This is a genomic window from Streptomyces sp. NPDC093064, from assembly GCF_044754605.1.
Classification (GTDB): Bacteria; Actinomycetota; Actinomycetes; order Streptomycetales; family Streptomycetaceae; genus Streptomyces.
The window spans coordinates 17,664-34,072 of record NZ_JBIVPK010000001.1 but is presented as its reverse complement, the minus strand read 5'-3'; the positions used below and the strand labels follow the sequence as shown (position 1 = coordinate 34,072).

The window sequence follows — 16,409 nt, the reverse complement described above, 5'->3', positions numbered from 1 at the left end:
CTCAAGCAGAATTGCTTCGTCTTCGTGAAGAAGCGGGTGAACTACTTCTCGATGATCGCGAGGACGTCGCGAGCCGAGAGGACGAGGTACTCCTCGTTGTTGTACTTCACCTCGGTGCCGCCGTACTTGCTGTAGAGCACGACGTCGCCGACCTTCACGTCAAGCGGAAGACGGTTGCCGTCCTCGAAGCGGCCCGGGCCCACGGCCAGGACGACGCCCTCCTGGGGCTTCTCCTTCGCGGTGTCCGGGATGACCAGGCCAGAGGCCGTGGTCTGCTCGGCGTCCAGCGGCTGGACCACAATGCGGTCCTCGAGCGGCTTGATGGCAACCTTGGTGCTGGCGGTCGTCACGATCCGACCTCCCCCTTCGGAGATCTCACGGGGTTAACTGTCTGAGGTGGCGACCAGGTGGATCCGTCGTCGCGGGTGCCGGACCTGCCCGTCGCTTTGTTGGCACTCTCCAGGGGGGAGTGCCAGACCTGAGACTATGACCGTCGTTAGCACTCGGTCAAGCGGAGTGCCAATTGCCTCGTGGCGCGTCGGGGGTGGGGTGCCTTCGGGGGAACGTGTGTTCAAGGTGCTGTGGGTCTGTGTGGACGGCCCTGGGGGCTTCGCCCCCAGACCCCCGTTCTTCGGCCTGGACGGCCTCGTCCTCAAGCGCCGGACGGGCTGCTTGATGCCGGACTCGGCTGAGAGCCTCGGCCCGGAGACAGTCCCGCCCCAACCCGGAGACAGCCCTGCCCCAGCCCAAAGAAAGTCCCGCCTCAGCCCGGAGACAGGCCTGCTCAGAGATAGTCCTGCAGCCGGCCCACCGTCAGGCCCTTCTTCTGGATTCTGCGGAGCAGGCGGGTCGTGCGGTCGCGTAGGGGTGGGCCGTCGAGGTCGTCGTCGTCCGAGGCGACGAGGAGGATGTCGCCGGGGCGCAGTTCGTGGGGGCCGTGCCTGAAGCGCAGGCCGGTGTCGGTCGTGACGCCGCGCCACAGGGCGACCGCCGAGACCCCGCAGTCGGCGGCGGCGCGCAGGGTCGTCGTGTCGTACCTGCCGTAGGGCGGGCGGAAGAGGCGGGGGCTGACGCCGAAGCGGGAGCGGATCTTGTCCCGCTGGCCGCAGATCTCGGCGCGCTGGCCCGCGTAGGGCAGGCCGCGCAGCGAGGGGTGGTCCAGGGTGTGGTTCTGAAGGTCCGCGCCGACCGACATCAGGTGCGCGAAGTGCCCGTACCCCGGCCCGACGACACTGTCCGTGAGGAACATGCTGACCGGCAGCCGCAGTTCACGGACCATGTCGACGAACCGCGGATCCTTCTCCGCGCCGTCGTCGTAGGTGAGGAAGACCACCGGGTCGGAGGTCGCGACGCGGTCCACGACCTCGGGCAGGCCGCCGGACGGGGTGGCGCCGGCGAGCCGCGGCGGACGGTCCGGCGGCTTCGGCGGCGCGGCGAGTGGCGCCCTGAGCCCCCAGCGCCGGTAGGCCTGGTCGGCCGTCGGGCTCTGCGACCGTACGCCCTGCGCCGCCTTGCGGCCGAGCCGCTCGAGGGGGTCGACGGACGTGGCACAGCCGGTCAGCAGCGAGGCGGCGAGCAAGGCCGCGGCCAGGCGCCGCGGCCGGACGGGCCGCGGTGTCACAGGTAGTCCTCCAGCCGGGCCACCGCGTACCCGTCGGCCGTGACCTTGTTCAGGAACCGGCGCATGTCGTCGGCCATCGTGCCCTTCCACTCGCTGCGGCCCCGGAAGTGGGTGAGCACGATGTCGCCGGGCCGCAGCCGCTGGTCGTCCTCGCGGAACTCCCAGTGGTCGACGTAGACCTCCTCGTTCCAGATGGGCGCGTACTCGATGCCGCAGGACTTGGCGGCGCGCAGGGTGTCCTGGTTGTAGTTGCCGTACGGCGGGCGGAACATCTTCGGGCGCTTGCCGAACTGCTCCGCCATGATGTCCTGCATGCCGCAGATCTCGCGCTTCTGCTCTTCGTAAGAGAGGGCCGGCAGGTAGCGGTGGTGCAGGGTGTGGTTGTTGAGGGTGACCCCGGAGCCCTGCATCTTCCAGAAGTAGCCGTAGTCGCCCTTGATGAGGTCGTCGGTGAGGAACGCCGTGTACGGGATCTTCAGGTCCCGCATCATCCGCAGGAACTCCGGGTCCTTCTCCGCTCCGTCGTCGATGGTGAGGAAGACGACCTTGTCCTTGGTGGGGACCGTGGTGAAGACCGGGGGCAGGTTCCAGTCCTTCTGGTGTTTCACCTCGAAGCCGACGCGGGCGGTGGCCCTCGGCTTCGCCGTGGGCGGCTGCGGGGGGATCAGCGGGACCCGCTCCAGACTCCAGCGCTTGGCAGTGACCGCCCGCTGCGCGTAGGAGGTGTGCAGGCGGTCCGCGAAGGAGCCGGGGGCGGGGGGCGCCTGGGGGTGCTGCTGGCCGGGGGCCGGGCGCACCTGCGCCTCCGGCTGTGCGCAGCCGGAGGCGAGGGCGGCGACAGCGAGCACCGCGAGCCCGCCGCGGATCCGGGTCCTGTGACTCGGGGCCCTTCCGGGGCCCTTTTTGTCATTTTGTACTACTTGCCTCATGGCGCCGGATCCTCGCAGGCCACCGCCCGGAACCCGGGGCGACACCGCGGCCGCAGGCACACCGTCCACCGACTGGCCCACAATGACCCGGTGAACGACCACCTCCACGCCTTCGCCTCGCTGCTCACCCCCGAGGGCCGCGGCCTCCTCGACGAGGTGCGCGGCACCGAACCCGCCGACGAACTCGCGGTCGCCACCCGACTGCGCCGTGAACACCCCGCCGAACTGGTGTCGGCGGCGCTCGGCCAGGCCCGGCTGCGGCAGCGGGCGGCCGCGAAGTTCGGGGCCGAGGACGCGGGACGGATGTTCTTCACGCCGAACGGGGTGGAGCAGTCGACGCGGGCGAGCGTGGCGGCGTACCGGGCGGGCCGGCTGCGGGAGTCGGGGGTGTCCTCGGTCGCGGACCTGTGCTGCGGGATCGGCGGCGACGCGATCGCCCTCGCCCGCGCCGGGATCCGGGTCCTCGCCGTGGACCGGGACCCGCTGACCGCCGCCGCGGCCCGTGCGAACGCCGAGGCGCTCGGGGTGGCGGACCTGATCGAGGTACGGGAGGCGGACGTCACGGAGGTCGACACCGCGTCGTACGACGCGGTGTTCGTGGATCCGGCCCGCAGAGCGGGCGGAGGAAGGGGCGGCGGCCGGGCCGCGGGCGGGCGCATCTTCGACCCCGAGGCGTACTCGCCGCCGCTGTCCTGGGCCGTCGGCGCCGCGCTCCGGGCGCCCCGCGCGGCCCTGAAGATCGCCCCCGGCATCCCGCACGAGCTGGTCCCGCCGCAGGCCGAGGCCGAGTGGATCTCCGACGGCGGGGACGTGAAGGAGGCGGTGCTGTGGTTCGGCACCGAGCCGGGCCTGGTCCGGGCCACCCTGCTGCCCGGCCCGCGCACCCTGCGCGGCCGCGGCCTGCCCGACCCCCCGGTCCGTACTCCGGGCCGCTACCTGTACGAGCCCGACGGCGCCGTGATCCGCGCCCACCTGGTCGCCGAGGCAGCCCAGGAACTCGACGGCGGCCTGATCGACGCGACCATCGCGTACGTGACCGCCGACGAACTCCGCCCCACCTCGTACGCCACCGCCTACGAGATCACCGACCGGCTCCCCTTCAACGTCAAGAAGCTGAAGGCCCTGCTGCGGGAGCGCGAGGTGGGCGCGCTGACCGTGAAGAAGCGGGGCTCGGCGGTCGAGCCTGAGGAACTGCGCAGGAAGGTCCTTCCGAAGCCGCACGGCAGGAACGCAGCGACGGTGTTCCTCACCCGGGTCGCCGGGGCGCCCACCATGCTGCTCGGCCACCGGGCGGGCTGACGCCCTCGGAACGCGACGAACACTCAGCCGGGCTCCGCGGCCCGCCTCAGCAGCAGTTCCCGCTCCCGCTCGTTGCGGGCCAGGGCCGCCGCCCGTTCGAACTCGGCGCGCGCCTGCGCCGTACGTCCGAGGCGGGCCAGCAGGTCGGCGCGGACACTGGGCAGCAGGTGGTAGTCGCGCAGGGCGGGTTCGGCGGCGAGGGCGTCGACGATCCGCAGCGCCGGGGCCGGGCCCTCGGCCATCGACACGGCGACCGCGCGGTTCAACTCGACGACGGGCGACGGGGACCGGGCGGCCAGCAGACCGTAGAGGGCCGCGATCCTCGGCCAGTCGGTCTCCTCGTAGGTGTACGCGTGCGCGTGGCAGGCGGCGATGGCGGCCTGGAGGAGGTACGGGCCGGGGCCGCCGACGGCAGCGGCCTCGGCGTGGGCCAGCGCGGTGACGCCGCGGGCGATGAGCATGCGGTTCCAGCGGCGGCGGTTCTGGTCCCTGAGCAGGACCGGTTCGCCGTGCGGGCCGGTGCGGGCGGCGGAGCGGGAGGCCTGGAACTCCAGGAGGGCCACCAGCGCGTGCGCCTCCGCCTCCTTCGGCATCAGGCCCGCCAGCAGCCGGGCCAGGCGCAGCGCGTCCTCGCACAGCCCCGGGCGCAGCCAGTCGTCGCCGGCCGTCGCGGCGTACCCCTCGTTGAAGATCAGGTAGATGACGTCCAGGACCGAGCCGAGCCGGGCCTCGCGGTCGGGGCCGTACGGCACCTCGAAGGCGACGTTCCGCTTGGCCAGGGTGCGTTTGGCGCGCACGATCCGCTGGGCGATCGTCGGCTCGGGCGCGAGGAACGCGCGGGCGATCTCGGCCGTGGTCAGACCGCCGAACAGCCGCAGGGTGAGCGCGGTGCGGGCCTCGGCGGACAGCACGGGGTGGCAGGTGGTGAAGACCAGGCGCAGCAGGTCGTCGTCGATGTCGTCCGGGGCGGAGGGCTCCTCGGGCGGTGCCACCGTCCCAAGGTCCCGGCCGATCTCCTGGAGCTTGCGGGCGTACCGCTCGCGGCGGCGCACCAGGTCGACGGCGCGGTGCCGGGCCGTGGTCATCAGCCAGGCGCCGGGGTTGTCCGGCACCCCGTCCCTGGGCCACTGCTCCAGCGCCGCGACCAGCGCGTCCTGCGTCAGCTCCTCGGCTATGCCGACGTCCCGCACGATCCGGGCGACGGCGGCGACGACACGCGGCGACTCGAGCCGGAAGACGGTCTCCAGGGCGCCGGAGGGTCCGATGGGCTGCTGTTCCACAGTCCACCATCGAACACCCCCGGCGGCCCGGGGCAAAACCGCTCAGCCCTCGGCGATCTCGCGCACCTCACAGGTCACCGTCCAGAACTCCTCGTGGACCTTGAGGAAGCGCTTGGACCACTCGATCGCCTCGGCCATGTCCTTGCACTGCATGATCGCGTAGCCGCCGATGACCTCCTTCGACTCCGTGAAGGGGCCGTCGGTGACGGAGATCCTCCCGCTCTCCCAGTGCACCCGGGTGCCCTGCGCGGACGGGGTCAGCCCGGCGGTGTCGAGCATCACGCCCGCCTTGGTGACCTCCTCGATCAGCTCACCCATGCGCCGCATCAGCTCGGGGCTGGGGCCCTCGGCGGGCATGGTGCTCTCGTCGATCTTCACGAGCGACAGATAACGCGGCATCGGTGACTCCTCGGTTCGGGGCGGGGTCCTTTCCCCGCCTCTCACCCGTGCGTCGAACGGAACACCGCGGAATCGACACGCTCCCCGGAATTCCTCGAAGATTTTTTTCTACGGCGGGCGCTCACCGCAGCGATGTCCACAGTTCGCCCGCGTCCGGTTCCTGCGCCACCACCCGGTTGGGGTTCCACGGGGCCGTCACCACCGGCATGGTCACCGTCTTCACGTTCTGCGCCGACAGGCCCTTCAGGCTCTCGCCGAGGGTCGCCAGTTCGCCCAGCGAGTCGAGGCCGGTGTCGGTGGTCAGGCTGCCGGTCACCGCGTCGGCGACCCGGTAGAGCCCGGCGGGGTCGTCCAGCAGGCCGGAGTCGGAGATCTCCTCCAGCAGCGCCTTGACCAGGGTCTGCTGGAGGCCTATGCGGCCCAGGTCGCTGCCGTCGCCCACGCCGTACCGGGTACGGGCCAGGGCCAGGGCCTCGGTGCCGTTCAGATGGTGGGTGCCGGCCTTCAGGTGCAGATGGCTCTTGTCGTCGTCGATGTCCAGCTCGGTGGTGACGGTGACCCCGCCCATCGCGTCCACCAGTTTCGCGAAGCCGGAGAAGTCGATCTCGACGTAGTGGTCCATGCGGATGCCGGTGAGCGTCTCGACCGTCTTGACCGCGCACACCGGTCCGCCCACCGAGTACGCGCTGTTGAACATGGTGTAGTTCGCCACCGCCGTGGAACCGCCGGACTTCAGCGGGCAGGACGGGCGGGTCACCAGCGTGTCGCGCGGGATGCTCACCACGGTGGCCGAGGTCCGGCCGGCGTCGATGTGCACGATCATCGCGGTGTCGGAGCGGGCGCCCTCGCTGTCGCCGCCGCCGAGTTCCTCGTTCTGCTCGCCGCTGCGCGAGTCCGAGCCGAGGACCAGGATATTGAGGGCCCCTCTGGGCAGGGCGGCCGTGTCGGCCGACGGTCCCGTGCGCGCCCCGGGCGGGCGGTCGTCCCCGAGCGCGCTGTTGATGTCGACGCTCTTGATGTTCTGGTTCAGGTGCCAGTACGCGAAGCCCGCCGCCGCGGCGCCCAGCACCAGGACGCCCGACAGGCCGAGGCCCACGGCCTTCAGGGCCCGTGACCGCCGGCCGGCCCCTCCGCCCGCCTCCCCGCTGTCGCTGTCGTCCTGTCCCCTGTCATGTCCCCTGTTGTGTCCCCTCACGGGGAGGAACATACGTCCGACTCATGAGGAGCCCCACAGGGGGAGGCGCCCACAACCGATTTCTTCGGAAAATCTCATCCTCCCCGAAACTTTCGGCACTTGAGCTTCACTTCGCGGGCGCCGCCGTACTGCTGCGCACCACCAGACTCGTCGCCAGCTCCACCCGGGTCGCCACCGGCGAGTCCTCCTCGCGCCCGAGGTCCAGCACCAGTTTCGCCGCCGCCTCGGCCATCTCCGTCAGCGGCTGACGCACGGTCGTCAGCGGCGGCCCGACCCAGCGCGCCACCGGCAGGTCGTCGAAGCCGACCACGCTCAGGTCCTCCGGGATGCGCAGGCCCAGTTCGCGCGCCGCCTCGTACACGCCGAGCGCCTGGAGGTCGTTGCCCGCGAAGACGGCGGTCGGCCGGTCCTCGCGGCGCAGCAGCTTCAGCCCCAGCCGGTAGCCGGCCTCGTGGTGGAAGTCGCCGGTCATGATCAGCGACGGGTCCACCGGCAGCCCGGCCGTCTCCAGTGCGGCCCGGTAGCCGTCGACCCGGGCGCGGCTGCACATCATCCGGGACGGCCCGCTGATCGCGCCGATACGGGTGTGCCCGAGCTCCACCAGGTGCCGGGTGGCGGCCAGCCCGCCCTGCCAGTTGGTGGCGCCGATCGAGGGCACGTCGGCGCCCGGGTCGCCGGCCGGGTCCATCACCACGAACGGGATGGAACGACTGGTCAGCAGCGCCCGCTGGGACTCGTCGAGCCCGGACAGCACCAGGACCACGCCGTGCGGCCGGCGGGCGGCGACCTGGTCGGCCCAGGTCCGCCCGGGAGTGAGCCGGCCCGCGCTCTCGGAGAGCACGACGCTCAGCCCCGCGTCCCGCGCCACGTTCTCCACGCCCCGGATGACCTCCATCGCCCAGGCGCTCTCCAGCTCGTGGAAGACCACGTCGATCAGCGGCGAGCGGGTCGCCTCGGCCCGCCGGCGCCGGTAGCCGTGCGCCCGCAGCAGCTCCTCGACCCGGGAGCGGGTGGTCGGGGCGACGTCGGCACGACCGTTGAGAACCTTCGAAACAGTCGGAGCCGACACACCGGCCTCGCGGGCGATCTCGGCGAGCGTGGCGGTCTGCGTTCCTGCGGTCTTCGTCGGCTTCATAGCCGCGATCGTATCTCTGCGAGACCTCTTGACGAACCCCCTCGACCGCCTTAGGTTCCCGGAACATTCGAAGTGCCATACGAAACATTCGGCCATTCGAACAGTTCGGCCAGACGAACATTCGGAACACGACATTCGTGAGAGGTGCCGTCACATGGAGTCCTACAGCAGGCGCTGGTTTCTCGGCGCCGGCGCCACCACCCTCATCTCGGCCGCCGGACTTACCGCCTGTGGTTCCGGCAGCGGCTCCGGCGGCTCGGGCGGCACGATCACGGCGATGGTGTACGGCGACGACGCGGTGAAGGTGCAGACCGCGGCCGTCACCCGGTTCAACGCCTCCGCCGCGGCCAAGAAGGCGAAGGGCAAGATCAAGCTGGAGAAGGTGCCCGGCTCGGACTACCCGGCCAAGCTGCGCACCGCGATGGGCTCGCCCCACGCCCCGGACGTGTTCTTCAACTGGGGTGGCGGCTCCATCAAGGCCTACAAGGACGCGGGCCAGCTGATCGACCTGACCGACACCATCGAGTCCGACCCGGTCCTCAAGGACGGCTTCCTGCCCTCCGTGCTCGCGGCCGGCGCGCTCAGCGGACGCAACTTCGGTATCCCGATGCGCGGCATGCAGCCGGTGATGCTCTTCTACAACAAGGCCATCTTCGCCGAGCACAAGCTCCAGCCGCCCACCACCTGGGACCAGCTGCTCGACATCAACGCCAAGCTGAAGAAGGCGAAGATCACCCCGTTCGCGCTCGGCGGCGCCGACATCTGGCCGGAACTGATGTGGCTGGAGTACCTGGTCGACCGCATCGGCGGCCCCGAGGTCTTCGACAAGATCAAGAACGGCGACTCCTCCGGCTGGGGCGACCCGGCCGTCCTCAAGGCCGCCGAGACGGTCAAGCAGCTCATAGACGACGGCGCCTTCGGCAAGGGCTTCAGCTCGGTGGCGTACACCAACAAGGGCGCGCCGGCGGTCTTCGCCAAGGGCAAGGCGGCCATGCACCTGATGGGCTCGTGGGAGTACTCCACGCAGCTCGGCGAGTTCCCGGACTTCGCCAAGACGAGCCTGGGCTGGTGCGCGTTCCCGAAGTACGACGGCGGCGCCGGCGACATCCGCAACGTGGTCGGCAACCCGACCAACTACTGGTCGGTGAACGCTCGTACGTCCAACAAGGACGCGGCGATCGCCTTCCTGAAGGACTGCGCCTCCGAGCAGTACGCCAAGGACCTGATCGCCAACGGCGACATCCCGACCACGTCCAACGCGGCCAACCTGCTGGACGCCTCCCCCAACCCCGCGTTCGCCAAGTTCCAGTACCAGATGGTGCAGCAGGCCCCGGCCTTCACCCTGAGCTGGGACCAGGCGGTCGACCCGAACGTCTCCACGCCGATGCTCACCGAGATCAACAAGCTGTTCGTGGGCAAGTCGAGCCCGAGCCAGTTCGTCACCGCGCTCCAGGGGCTGAAGTGAGTTCGACGGTCTCCACCGGAACGAAGGGCAGGCCCGGGAAGGGCGTGCGGGCCGGTCGCCCGCACGCCGCCTGGGCCCTGCCCGGCGTTCTGTTCTTCGCCTTCTTCGCCATCGCCCCGATGGTCCTCGCCTTCTACCTGTCCTTCACCAAGTGGAACGGCCTGGGCGACCCCGAACCGGCGGGCCTGGCCAACTGGCAGAAACTGTTCAACGATCCGCGCCTGACCCAGTCCATCACGGTGACCGTGCTGCTCACCGTGGTCAGCTGGACCTTCCAGACGGTGGTCTCACTGCTGCTGGGCGTCTGGGCGGCGGGCCGCCAGCGCAACCGGGCGGTGCTGTCCGCGATCTTCTTCACGCCGTTCCTGCTGTCCTCGACGGCGATCGCGCTGCTCTTCTACTCCCTGCTCGACCCGAACTTCGGCATCATCCGCGGGGACACGTTCGGCTCGACGTCCGGCGCCTTCCTGGCGATCGTCTTCGTCGGCGGCTGGCAGTTCATCCCCTTCCACACCCTGATCTACCAGGGCGGGGCGCGGCAGATCCCCGAGGTCCTCTACCAGGCCGCGGCCATCGACGGAGCCGGCCGCTACCGCCAGTTCTTCTCGATCACCCTGCCCCAGCTGCGCAACACGGCGACCACGTCCAGCGTGCTGATGATCGTCGGCTCGCTCACGTACTTCGAGACCGTCCTGATCCTGACCCAGGGCGGCCCCGGCACGGACACCGCGATCCTGCCGTACCTGATGTACGAGGCGGGCTTCAAGAGCTACGACTTCGGCTACGCGAGCGCCATCGCGTCCTTCCTCGTCGTGGCCGCCACCGCGCTGTCGCTGCTGCTGGTCCGGCTGACCGGCTTCGGTGCCATGCGCAGCACCAGGGAAGGAATGTGACGAGGTGTCGCACGATACGCTGCCGCGCCGTCCGCTGCGCACCCCCGGGACGCCGGTGACCGCGGCTCCCACGCACCGCCGCCGCCACTGGACCAGGCGCCCGAACCCGCTGGCCGGCCTCGGCTCGGTCGTCTGGCTGATCGTCGTGATCATCCCGATCTACGCGATGATCTCGACCTCGCTGACCCGGCAGGACGAGGCGCTGGGCAACGCCCTCGACCCGCCCGAGCACCCGACCCTGGAGAACTACAACACCGTCCTGCACAGCGGCTTCGGCCACCTCCTCGCCAACACGATGACCGTCGCGGCGGCGGTGGTGGCCATCGTCCTCGTCCTGTGCGTCCCGCTCGCCTACGTCGCCGTCCGCACCCGCAGCTTCTGGTCGGGCGCGGCCTTCCGCATGTTCCTGCTCGGGGTCGCGATCCCGGCCCAGGCGGTCGTCGTCCCGCTCTACCTGATGATCGCCAAGCTGAACCTCTACGACAGCCTGCTCGCGGTCATCCTGCCGACGGCGGCGTTCGCGATGCCGGTCTCGACGCTCATCCTCACCGGCACCCTGCGGGACATCTCCGAGGAGCTGTACGAGGCGATGGCGCTGGACGGCGCCTCCCCCACGCGCATGCTGTTCCAGCTGGTCATCCCGATGGCCAAGGGCGGCATCGGCACCGTCGTCGTCTACTCCGCCCTCCAGGCCTGGAACGGTTTCCTCTTCCCGCTGATCTTCACCCAGTCCGACGGCCCGCGCGTGCTGACCCTCGGCCTGTTCAACTACGTCAGCGAGTTCGGCGTGAACATCCCCGCACTGCTCGCCTCCGTCGTCCTCTCCGGCATCCCGATCTTCGCCGTCTACCTGGTGGCCCGGCGCGCCCTCGTGGGCGGTCTGATCGGCGTGGGCGGCAAGTGACCGAGTGACCGGGACCGACCCGCGGCAGCCGAATCCCCCCTCATTGACAGACCCGACAGGAGTTTCATGACCACCGCCCCCTGGCGCGACCCCGCCCTGCCCGCCGCCGCCCGCGTCGACGACCTGCTCTCCCGGATGACCCTCGAGGAGAAGGTCGCCCAGCTGTACGGCGTGTGGGTGGGTGCCGCGACGGACGGCGACGGCGTCGCTCCGCACCAGCAGCAGATGAACGCGGACTACGACTGGGACGAGCTGATCACCCTCGGACTCGGTCAGCTCACCCGCTCCTTCGGCACCGCCCCCGTGGACCCCGCGCTGGGCGCGCAGGCACTGGCCCGCGCCCAGCGCCGGATCGCCGAGGCCGGCCGCTTCGGCATCCCCGCGGTCGCGCACGAGGAGTGCCTGGCGGGCTTCACCGCCTGGGGCGCGACCGCCTACCCGGTCCCGCTGGCGTGGGGCGCCACGTTCGACCCGGCGCTGGTGGAGGAGATGGCCGGCCGCATCGGGCGGGACATGCGCGCGGTGGGCGTGCACCAGGGGCTCGCGCCCGTCCTGGACGTGGTCCGCGATCCCCGCTGGGGCCGGGTCGAGGAGACCGCCGGCGAGGACCCGTACCTGGTCGGCACGATCGGCAGCGCGTACGTGCGGGGCCTGGAGTCGGCGGGGATCGTGTCCACGCTGAAGCACTTCGCCGGGTACGCCTCCTCGGCGGGCGCCCGCAACCTGGCCCCGGTACGGGCCGGCACCCGGGAGTTCGCCGACGTCACGCTCCCGCCCTTCGAGATGGCGCTGCGCGAGGGTGGCGCGCGCTCGGTGATGGCCGCGTACACGGAGACGGACGGCGTCCCGGCCTCCGCGGACCCGCGGCTGCTCACCGAACTCCTGCGCGAGCAGTGGGGTTTCTCCGGCACGGTGGTCGCCGACTACTTCGCCGTCGACTTCCTGCGGACCCTGCACCGGGTCGCCGGCACCCCCGCCGAGTCGGCGCACCTGGCCCTGGCCGCCGGGATCGACGTCGAGCTGCCGACGCTGAAGTGCTACGGCAAGGAACTGGTGGCGGCGGTCCAGGACGGCACGGTTCCGGAGTCGCTGGTGGACCGCGCGGCCCGCCGCGTCCTGCTCCAGAAGTGCGAACTGGGCCTGCTGGACGAGGACTGGGCCGCGGACGCCCCGGCCGAGTCCATCGACCTGGACTCGGCGGAGAACCGGGCCGTGGCCCGCCGGGTGGCCGAGGAGTCGGTGGTGCTGCTGGCCAACCCGGACGGGGTGCTGCCCCTCTCCCCCGACACCCGGATCGCGGTCGTCGGCCCCCGGGCGGCGGACGCCCTGGCGATGCTGGGCTGCTACTCCTTCCCCTCCCATGTGGGCACCCAGCACCCCGAGGTGCCCATGGGCATCGAGATCCCCACCCTGCTGGACGCCCTGCGCGGCGAACTGCCGGACGCGAAGGTGACGTTCACGGAGGGCTGCGGCGTCTCCGAGCCGGACGCCTCCGGCTTCGAGGAGGCGGTCGCCCGGGCGCGGGAGGCGGACGTGTGCGTGGCCGTCCTCGGTGACCGCTCGGGCCTGTTCGGCCGGGGCACGTCGGGCGAGGGCTGCGACGTGGCGGACCTCGCGCTGCCCGGCGTGCAGGGCGCGCTGCTGGACGCGCTGGTGGAGACGGGCGTCCCCGTCGTCCTCGTCCTGCTCACCGGCCGCCCCTACGCGCTCGGCCGCTGGGACGGCCTGCTGGGCGCGGCCGTGCAGGCGTTCTTCCCGGGCGAGGAGGGCGGCCCGGCGGTCGCGGGCGTCCTGTCGGGCCGCGTGAACCCCTCGGGCCGGCTGCCGGTGAGCGTGCCGCGCGGGCCCGGCGGCCAGCCGTGGACGTACCTCCAGCCGCCGCTGGGCCTGGCGGGCGAGGTGAGCAGCCTGGACCCGACGCCGCTGTACCCGTTCGGGCACGGGGTGTCCTACACGACGTTCGAGTGGTCGGACTTGCAGGGCGCCGGCGGCGCGGCGACCGGCGCGGAGATCGGCACGGAGATCGGCACGGACGGCTCGTACGACGTCTCGCTGACCGTGCGCAACACCGGTGACCGGGCCGGTGCGGAGGTCGTGCAGCTGTACCTGCACGATCCGGTGGCGTCGGTGACCCGCCCGGACGTCCGCCTGATCGGCTACCGGCGGCTGGAGCTGGACCCCGGCGAGTCCCGCCGGGTGACCTTCCGCTTCCACGCGGACCTGTCGGCGTTCACCGACCGCACGGGCCGGCTGGTGGTGGAGCCGGGCGCCCTGGAACTGCGGCTGGCCACGTCGGCGTCGGACGTCCGCCACGCAGCGCACCTGACCCTGACGGGTCCGGTGCGGGAGGTTGGCGCGGAGCGCCGCCTGCACTGCGAAACGGAAACCGCACCGACGGCTTGACCCGCCCCCCTGGGGGCTGCCGCCCCCAGACCCCCGCTTCGGCCTGAACGGCCTCGTCCTCAATCGCCGGACGGGCTCAAACCACTCAACTCACCGAGACGAGTGCGAGGGTGGGAAAGCGGGGGTGCAGGGGGCAGCCGAAACGGCAACAAAAAACCCCGCCCCCGGATGAACCGGGGACGGGGTTCCGTCGAGCGCCGGGCAGGCCTTGCACCTGCATCTCCCCGCAGGAAGCGGGACGTCTTTCCTTGGACCACCAACGCACTGCTCGCGGACCTTTGTTGGCCGCTTGCGTGTAATGATCATAGCCCACCGGGAGGGCCGCGGGCCAATCAGCCGTCCTGGCCCCCACCGACCGACTCGAACCGCCACCGATGCACGGCCCGCGTGACCAACTCACCCTCCGGTTCGGGAAGTTCCGGCAGCTCGGCGGTGAACTCCGCGTCCCACCAGGTGATGACCAGCACCCGGTCCTGCGGGGCGCGGAAGGTCTCCCGGCGCAGGGGGCGCCCGGCGAGCTCCTGCCGCCGCGCCCAGGCGAGCAGTTCCTCCCCCCGGCCCGCAACCGCACGGGCCTCCCACATCAGCGCCACCGTCACGGGTACAGGTTCTCCTTGCTCACCTCGTGCACATGGTCGTGAGTGTGTCCGGTGCCCGGCACATGCGGATCCGTCACCGGCAGGGACGAGTCCGCCGACAGGTCCCAACTGGAGGCCGCGCGACCGCGCGAGACCATCTCGGCGCCGAGGGCCGCCACCATCGCGCCGTTGTCCGTGCACAGCTTGGGCCGGGGCACGCGCAGCCGGATCCCGGCCGCCTCGCACCGCTCCTGCGCCAGGACCCGCAACCGCGAGTTCGCGGCCACGCCGCCGCCGATCATCAGGTGGTCGACGCCCGCGTCCTTGCAGGCCCGTACGGCCTTGCGGGTCAGCACGTCCACCACCGCCTCCTGGAAGGACGCGGCCACGTCACGCACCGGCACGTCCTCCCCGGCCGCCCGCTTGGCCTCGATCCAGCGGGCCACGGCCGTCTTGAGGCCGGAGAAGGAGAAGTCGTAGACGGGGTCGCGTGGACCCGTCAGCCCGCGCGGGAAGGCGATCGCCGCCGGGTCGCCCTCCCTCGCGTACCGGTCGATGACCGGCCCGCCCGGGAAGCCCAGGTCCAGTACGCGCGCGATCTTGTCGAAGGCCTCGCCCGCCGCGTCGTCGATCGTCGCGCCCATGGGCCGTACGTCCGCGGTGATGTCCGTGGACAGCAGGAGCGAGGAGTGCCCGCCGGACACCAACAGCGCCATCGTGGGCTCCGGCAGCGGGCCGTGCTCCAACTGGTCCACGCAGATGTGCGAGGCGAGGTGGTTGACGCCGTACAGCGGCTTGCCCAGGGCGTAGGCGTACGCCTTGGCCGCCGAGACGCCGACGAGCAGGGCGCCGGCCAGGCCGGGTCCCGCGGTGACCGCGATGCCGTCCAGGTCCCTCGCGCTGACCCCCGCCTCCTTGAGCGCGCGCTCGATGGTCGGCACCATCGCCTCCAGGTGGGCCCGGGAGGCCACCTCCGGGACGACCCCGCCGAACCGCGCGTGCTCGTCGACGCTGGAGGCGACCGCGTCGGCCAGCAGGGTGGTGCCGCGGACGATGCCGACGCCGGTTTCGTCGCAGGAGGTCTCGATGCCGAGGACGAGCGGCTCGTCCCTCAAGTCAGTCATGGATCTCGGTTCCTTGTACACCGTTGACGGAGGTTGCCGGGTCGGACAGGCGCATCACCACGGCGTCCACGTTCCCCGGCTGGTAGTAGCCGCGCCGGAAGCCGATGGGCTCGAAGCCGAAACGCTCGTAGAGCTTCTGCGCGCGGACGTTGTCCACGCGGCACTCGAGCATCACCTCGGCGCACTCGAAGGCGCTCGCGGCCCGCAGCAGCTCGGTCAGCAGCCGGGCGCCGAGCCCGGTGCCCCAGTGGTCGCGGGCGACGGCGATGGTCTGCACGTCGCCCTGCCCGCCGGAGGCGACCAGCCCGGCGTACCCGACGATCCGGCCGCCGTCCTCGGCCACCACGTAGCGCCGGGTCGCCTCCGGCCCCCTCGAGTGCGCCAGCTCGGACCAGAACATGCCCCGGGACCAGGCGTCCTCCGGGAACAGGTCCTTCTCCAGTTCCAGCACCGGGTCGATGTCCCACCAGCGCATCTCGCGCAGTACGCACCGGGCGGACCCGGTCGTCGTCTGTCCCGTCACTTCGGGGTGACCACCTTGTAGTTCTTGGGCACCTGGGCGTCCGGCCGGCGCAGGTACAGCGGCCGGGGCGCGGGCAGCTCCTCACCGGCGGCCAGCCTCTCGGCGGCCAGCGAGGCGAGGGCGGCGGCCGACACGTGCTCGGGCTCGTGCGCCTGCGGGAAGGTCTCGGGGTACAGCAGCGCGCCCGCGCCGACCGCGGGCAGGCCCCTGACCTGGTCGGCGATATCGGCCGGCCGGCCCACGGCCGGGTCGGTGACCCGGGTGCGCGAGTCGGCGTACCGGGCCCAGTAGACCTCCTTGCGGCGGGCGTCGGTCGCCACGACGAAGGGGCCTGGGAGGTCGGCCGCGTAGGCGAGGCCGTCGAGCGTGCACACCCCGTACACGGGCACACCGAGGGCGAGCCCGAGGGTGTCGGCGGTCATCAGGCCGACGCGCAGGCCGGTGTACGGGCCGGGCCCGACGCCGACGACGACGCCCGTGACGGCGTCCAGCTTGAGCCCGGCCTCGGCGAGCACCCGGTCGACGGCCGGCAGCAGGAGCTCTCCGTGCCGGCGCGCGTCCACCTGGCTGGAGGAGGCGATGACGGCCGTTCCGTCGTGCAGGGCGACGGTGACGGCGGGGGTGGCGGTATCCAGAGCGAGCAAGAGCACGCAAACAGCCT

General features: G+C 71.7%; 16 protein-coding genes. 5 read left to right on the top strand and 11 right to left on the bottom strand.

The genetic code is table 11. The features are described 5' to 3' along the window. Window positions 1-41: 41 nt before the first annotated feature. The 3 genes from groES to ACIQFZ_RS00170 all read right to left on the bottom strand — a co-directional run bounded on the left by groES (window position 42) and on the right by ACIQFZ_RS00170 (window position 2,550). On the bottom strand, window positions 42-350 hold the full coding sequence (gene groES / locus ACIQFZ_RS00180; RefSeq protein ID WP_100569792.1) for a co-chaperone GroES: 309 nt from the start codon (window positions 348-350) through the stop codon (window positions 42-44). Between the two features lie 434 nt (window positions 351-784). After that, window positions 785-1,621 (bottom strand): polysaccharide deacetylase family protein, encoded by an 837-nt coding sequence (locus ACIQFZ_RS00175; RefSeq protein ID WP_376652823.1) that lies wholly within the window; start codon window positions 1,619-1,621, stop codon window positions 785-787. Then, complete coding sequence (locus ACIQFZ_RS00170; RefSeq protein WP_383058742.1) at window positions 1,618-2,550, bottom strand: polysaccharide deacetylase family protein; 933 nt, start codon at window positions 2,548-2,550, stop codon at window positions 1,618-1,620. The genes ACIQFZ_RS00175 and ACIQFZ_RS00170 overlap by 4 nt, the downstream gene beginning before the upstream one ends. Between ACIQFZ_RS00170 and ACIQFZ_RS00165 the strand changes: the two genes are divergently transcribed. Beyond that, a complete protein-coding gene (locus ACIQFZ_RS00165) occupies window positions 2,533-3,849 on the top strand; it encodes a class I SAM-dependent methyltransferase (RefSeq protein ID WP_365427834.1) in 1,317 nt (438 codons plus the stop codon). The genes ACIQFZ_RS00170 and ACIQFZ_RS00165 overlap by 18 nt on opposite strands. A gap of 23 nt (window positions 3,850-3,872) precedes the next feature. Here the strand turns inward: ACIQFZ_RS00165 and ACIQFZ_RS00160 are convergent, their stop codons facing one another. The 4 genes from ACIQFZ_RS00160 to ACIQFZ_RS00145 all read right to left on the bottom strand — a co-directional run bounded on the left by ACIQFZ_RS00160 (window position 3,873) and on the right by ACIQFZ_RS00145 (window position 7,858). Next, window positions 3,873-5,129, bottom strand: a complete 1,257-nt coding sequence (locus ACIQFZ_RS00160; protein WP_376652826.1) for an RNA polymerase sigma factor — start codon at window positions 5,127-5,129, stop codon at window positions 3,873-3,875. Window positions 5,130-5,171: 42 nt separating this feature from the next. After that, window positions 5,172-5,528, bottom strand: coding sequence for a YciI family protein (locus ACIQFZ_RS00155; RefSeq protein ID WP_365427828.1), 357 nt, complete (start codon window positions 5,526-5,528; stop codon window positions 5,172-5,174). 121 nt (window positions 5,529-5,649) lie between these two features. Beyond that, the gene (locus ACIQFZ_RS00150; protein ID WP_402690266.1) at window positions 5,650-6,735 is read right to left on the bottom strand and encodes an LCP family protein; all 1,086 of its coding nucleotides are present in this window, start codon (window positions 6,733-6,735) and stop codon (window positions 5,650-5,652) included. 94 nt (window positions 6,736-6,829) lie between these two features. Continuing rightward, window positions 6,830-7,858: a LacI family DNA-binding transcriptional regulator gene (locus ACIQFZ_RS00145; RefSeq protein ID WP_365427822.1), complete on the bottom strand. Its 1,029-nt coding sequence runs from the start codon at window positions 7,856-7,858 to the stop codon at window positions 6,830-6,832. A gap of 154 nt (window positions 7,859-8,012) precedes the next feature. On the opposite strand from ACIQFZ_RS00145, the gene ACIQFZ_RS00140 reads away from it, so the two are divergent. The 4 genes from ACIQFZ_RS00140 to ACIQFZ_RS00125 all read left to right on the top strand — a co-directional run bounded on the left by ACIQFZ_RS00140 (window position 8,013) and on the right by ACIQFZ_RS00125 (window position 13,523). Beyond that, window positions 8,013-9,323 carry an ABC transporter substrate-binding protein gene (locus ACIQFZ_RS00140; RefSeq protein WP_402690265.1) on the top strand — a complete coding sequence of 437 codons (1,311 nt, stop codon included), beginning with the start codon at window positions 8,013-8,015 and terminating at the stop codon, window positions 9,321-9,323. Then, window positions 9,320-10,216 (top strand): carbohydrate ABC transporter permease, encoded by an 897-nt coding sequence (locus ACIQFZ_RS00135; RefSeq protein ID WP_383058749.1) that lies wholly within the window; start codon window positions 9,320-9,322, stop codon window positions 10,214-10,216. The genes ACIQFZ_RS00140 and ACIQFZ_RS00135 overlap by 4 nt, the downstream gene beginning before the upstream one ends. 4 nt (window positions 10,217-10,220) lie before the next feature. Further along, complete coding sequence (locus ACIQFZ_RS00130; RefSeq protein ID WP_402690264.1) at window positions 10,221-11,120, top strand: carbohydrate ABC transporter permease; 900 nt, start codon at window positions 10,221-10,223, stop codon at window positions 11,118-11,120. Between the two features lie 66 nt (window positions 11,121-11,186). After that, window positions 11,187-13,523 carry a glycoside hydrolase family 3 N-terminal domain-containing protein gene (locus ACIQFZ_RS00125; RefSeq protein ID WP_402690263.1) on the top strand — a complete coding sequence of 779 codons (2,337 nt, stop codon included), beginning with the start codon at window positions 11,187-11,189 and terminating at the stop codon, window positions 13,521-13,523. Between the two features lie 332 nt (window positions 13,524-13,855). Here ACIQFZ_RS00125 and ACIQFZ_RS00120 read toward each other — a convergent pair whose 3' ends face one another. From ACIQFZ_RS00120 to tsaB, 4 genes are read right to left on the bottom strand one after another with little or no spacing between them, the layout of a single operon-like run. Then, window positions 13,856-14,122: a hypothetical protein gene (locus ACIQFZ_RS00120; RefSeq protein WP_365424344.1), complete on the bottom strand. Its 267-nt coding sequence runs from the start codon at window positions 14,120-14,122 to the stop codon at window positions 13,856-13,858. Continuing rightward, a complete protein-coding gene (tsaD, locus tag ACIQFZ_RS00115) occupies window positions 14,119-15,225 on the bottom strand; it encodes a tRNA (adenosine(37)-N6)-threonylcarbamoyltransferase complex transferase subunit TsaD (RefSeq protein WP_402690262.1) in 1,107 nt (368 codons plus the stop codon). The genes ACIQFZ_RS00120 and tsaD overlap by 4 nt, the downstream gene beginning before the upstream one ends. Further along, window positions 15,218-15,748, bottom strand: coding sequence for a ribosomal protein S18-alanine N-acetyltransferase (gene rimI, locus ACIQFZ_RS00110; RefSeq protein ID WP_365424347.1), 531 nt, complete (start codon window positions 15,746-15,748; stop codon window positions 15,218-15,220). Before rimI ends, tsaD begins: the two co-directional genes overlap by 8 nt. Continuing rightward, window positions 15,745-16,398 carry a tRNA (adenosine(37)-N6)-threonylcarbamoyltransferase complex dimerization subunit type 1 TsaB gene (tsaB, locus tag ACIQFZ_RS00105; protein WP_402690261.1) on the bottom strand — a complete coding sequence of 218 codons (654 nt, stop codon included), beginning with the start codon at window positions 16,396-16,398 and terminating at the stop codon, window positions 15,745-15,747. Before tsaB ends, rimI begins: the two co-directional genes overlap by 4 nt. Between the last annotated feature and the right edge of the window lie 11 nt (window positions 16,399-16,409).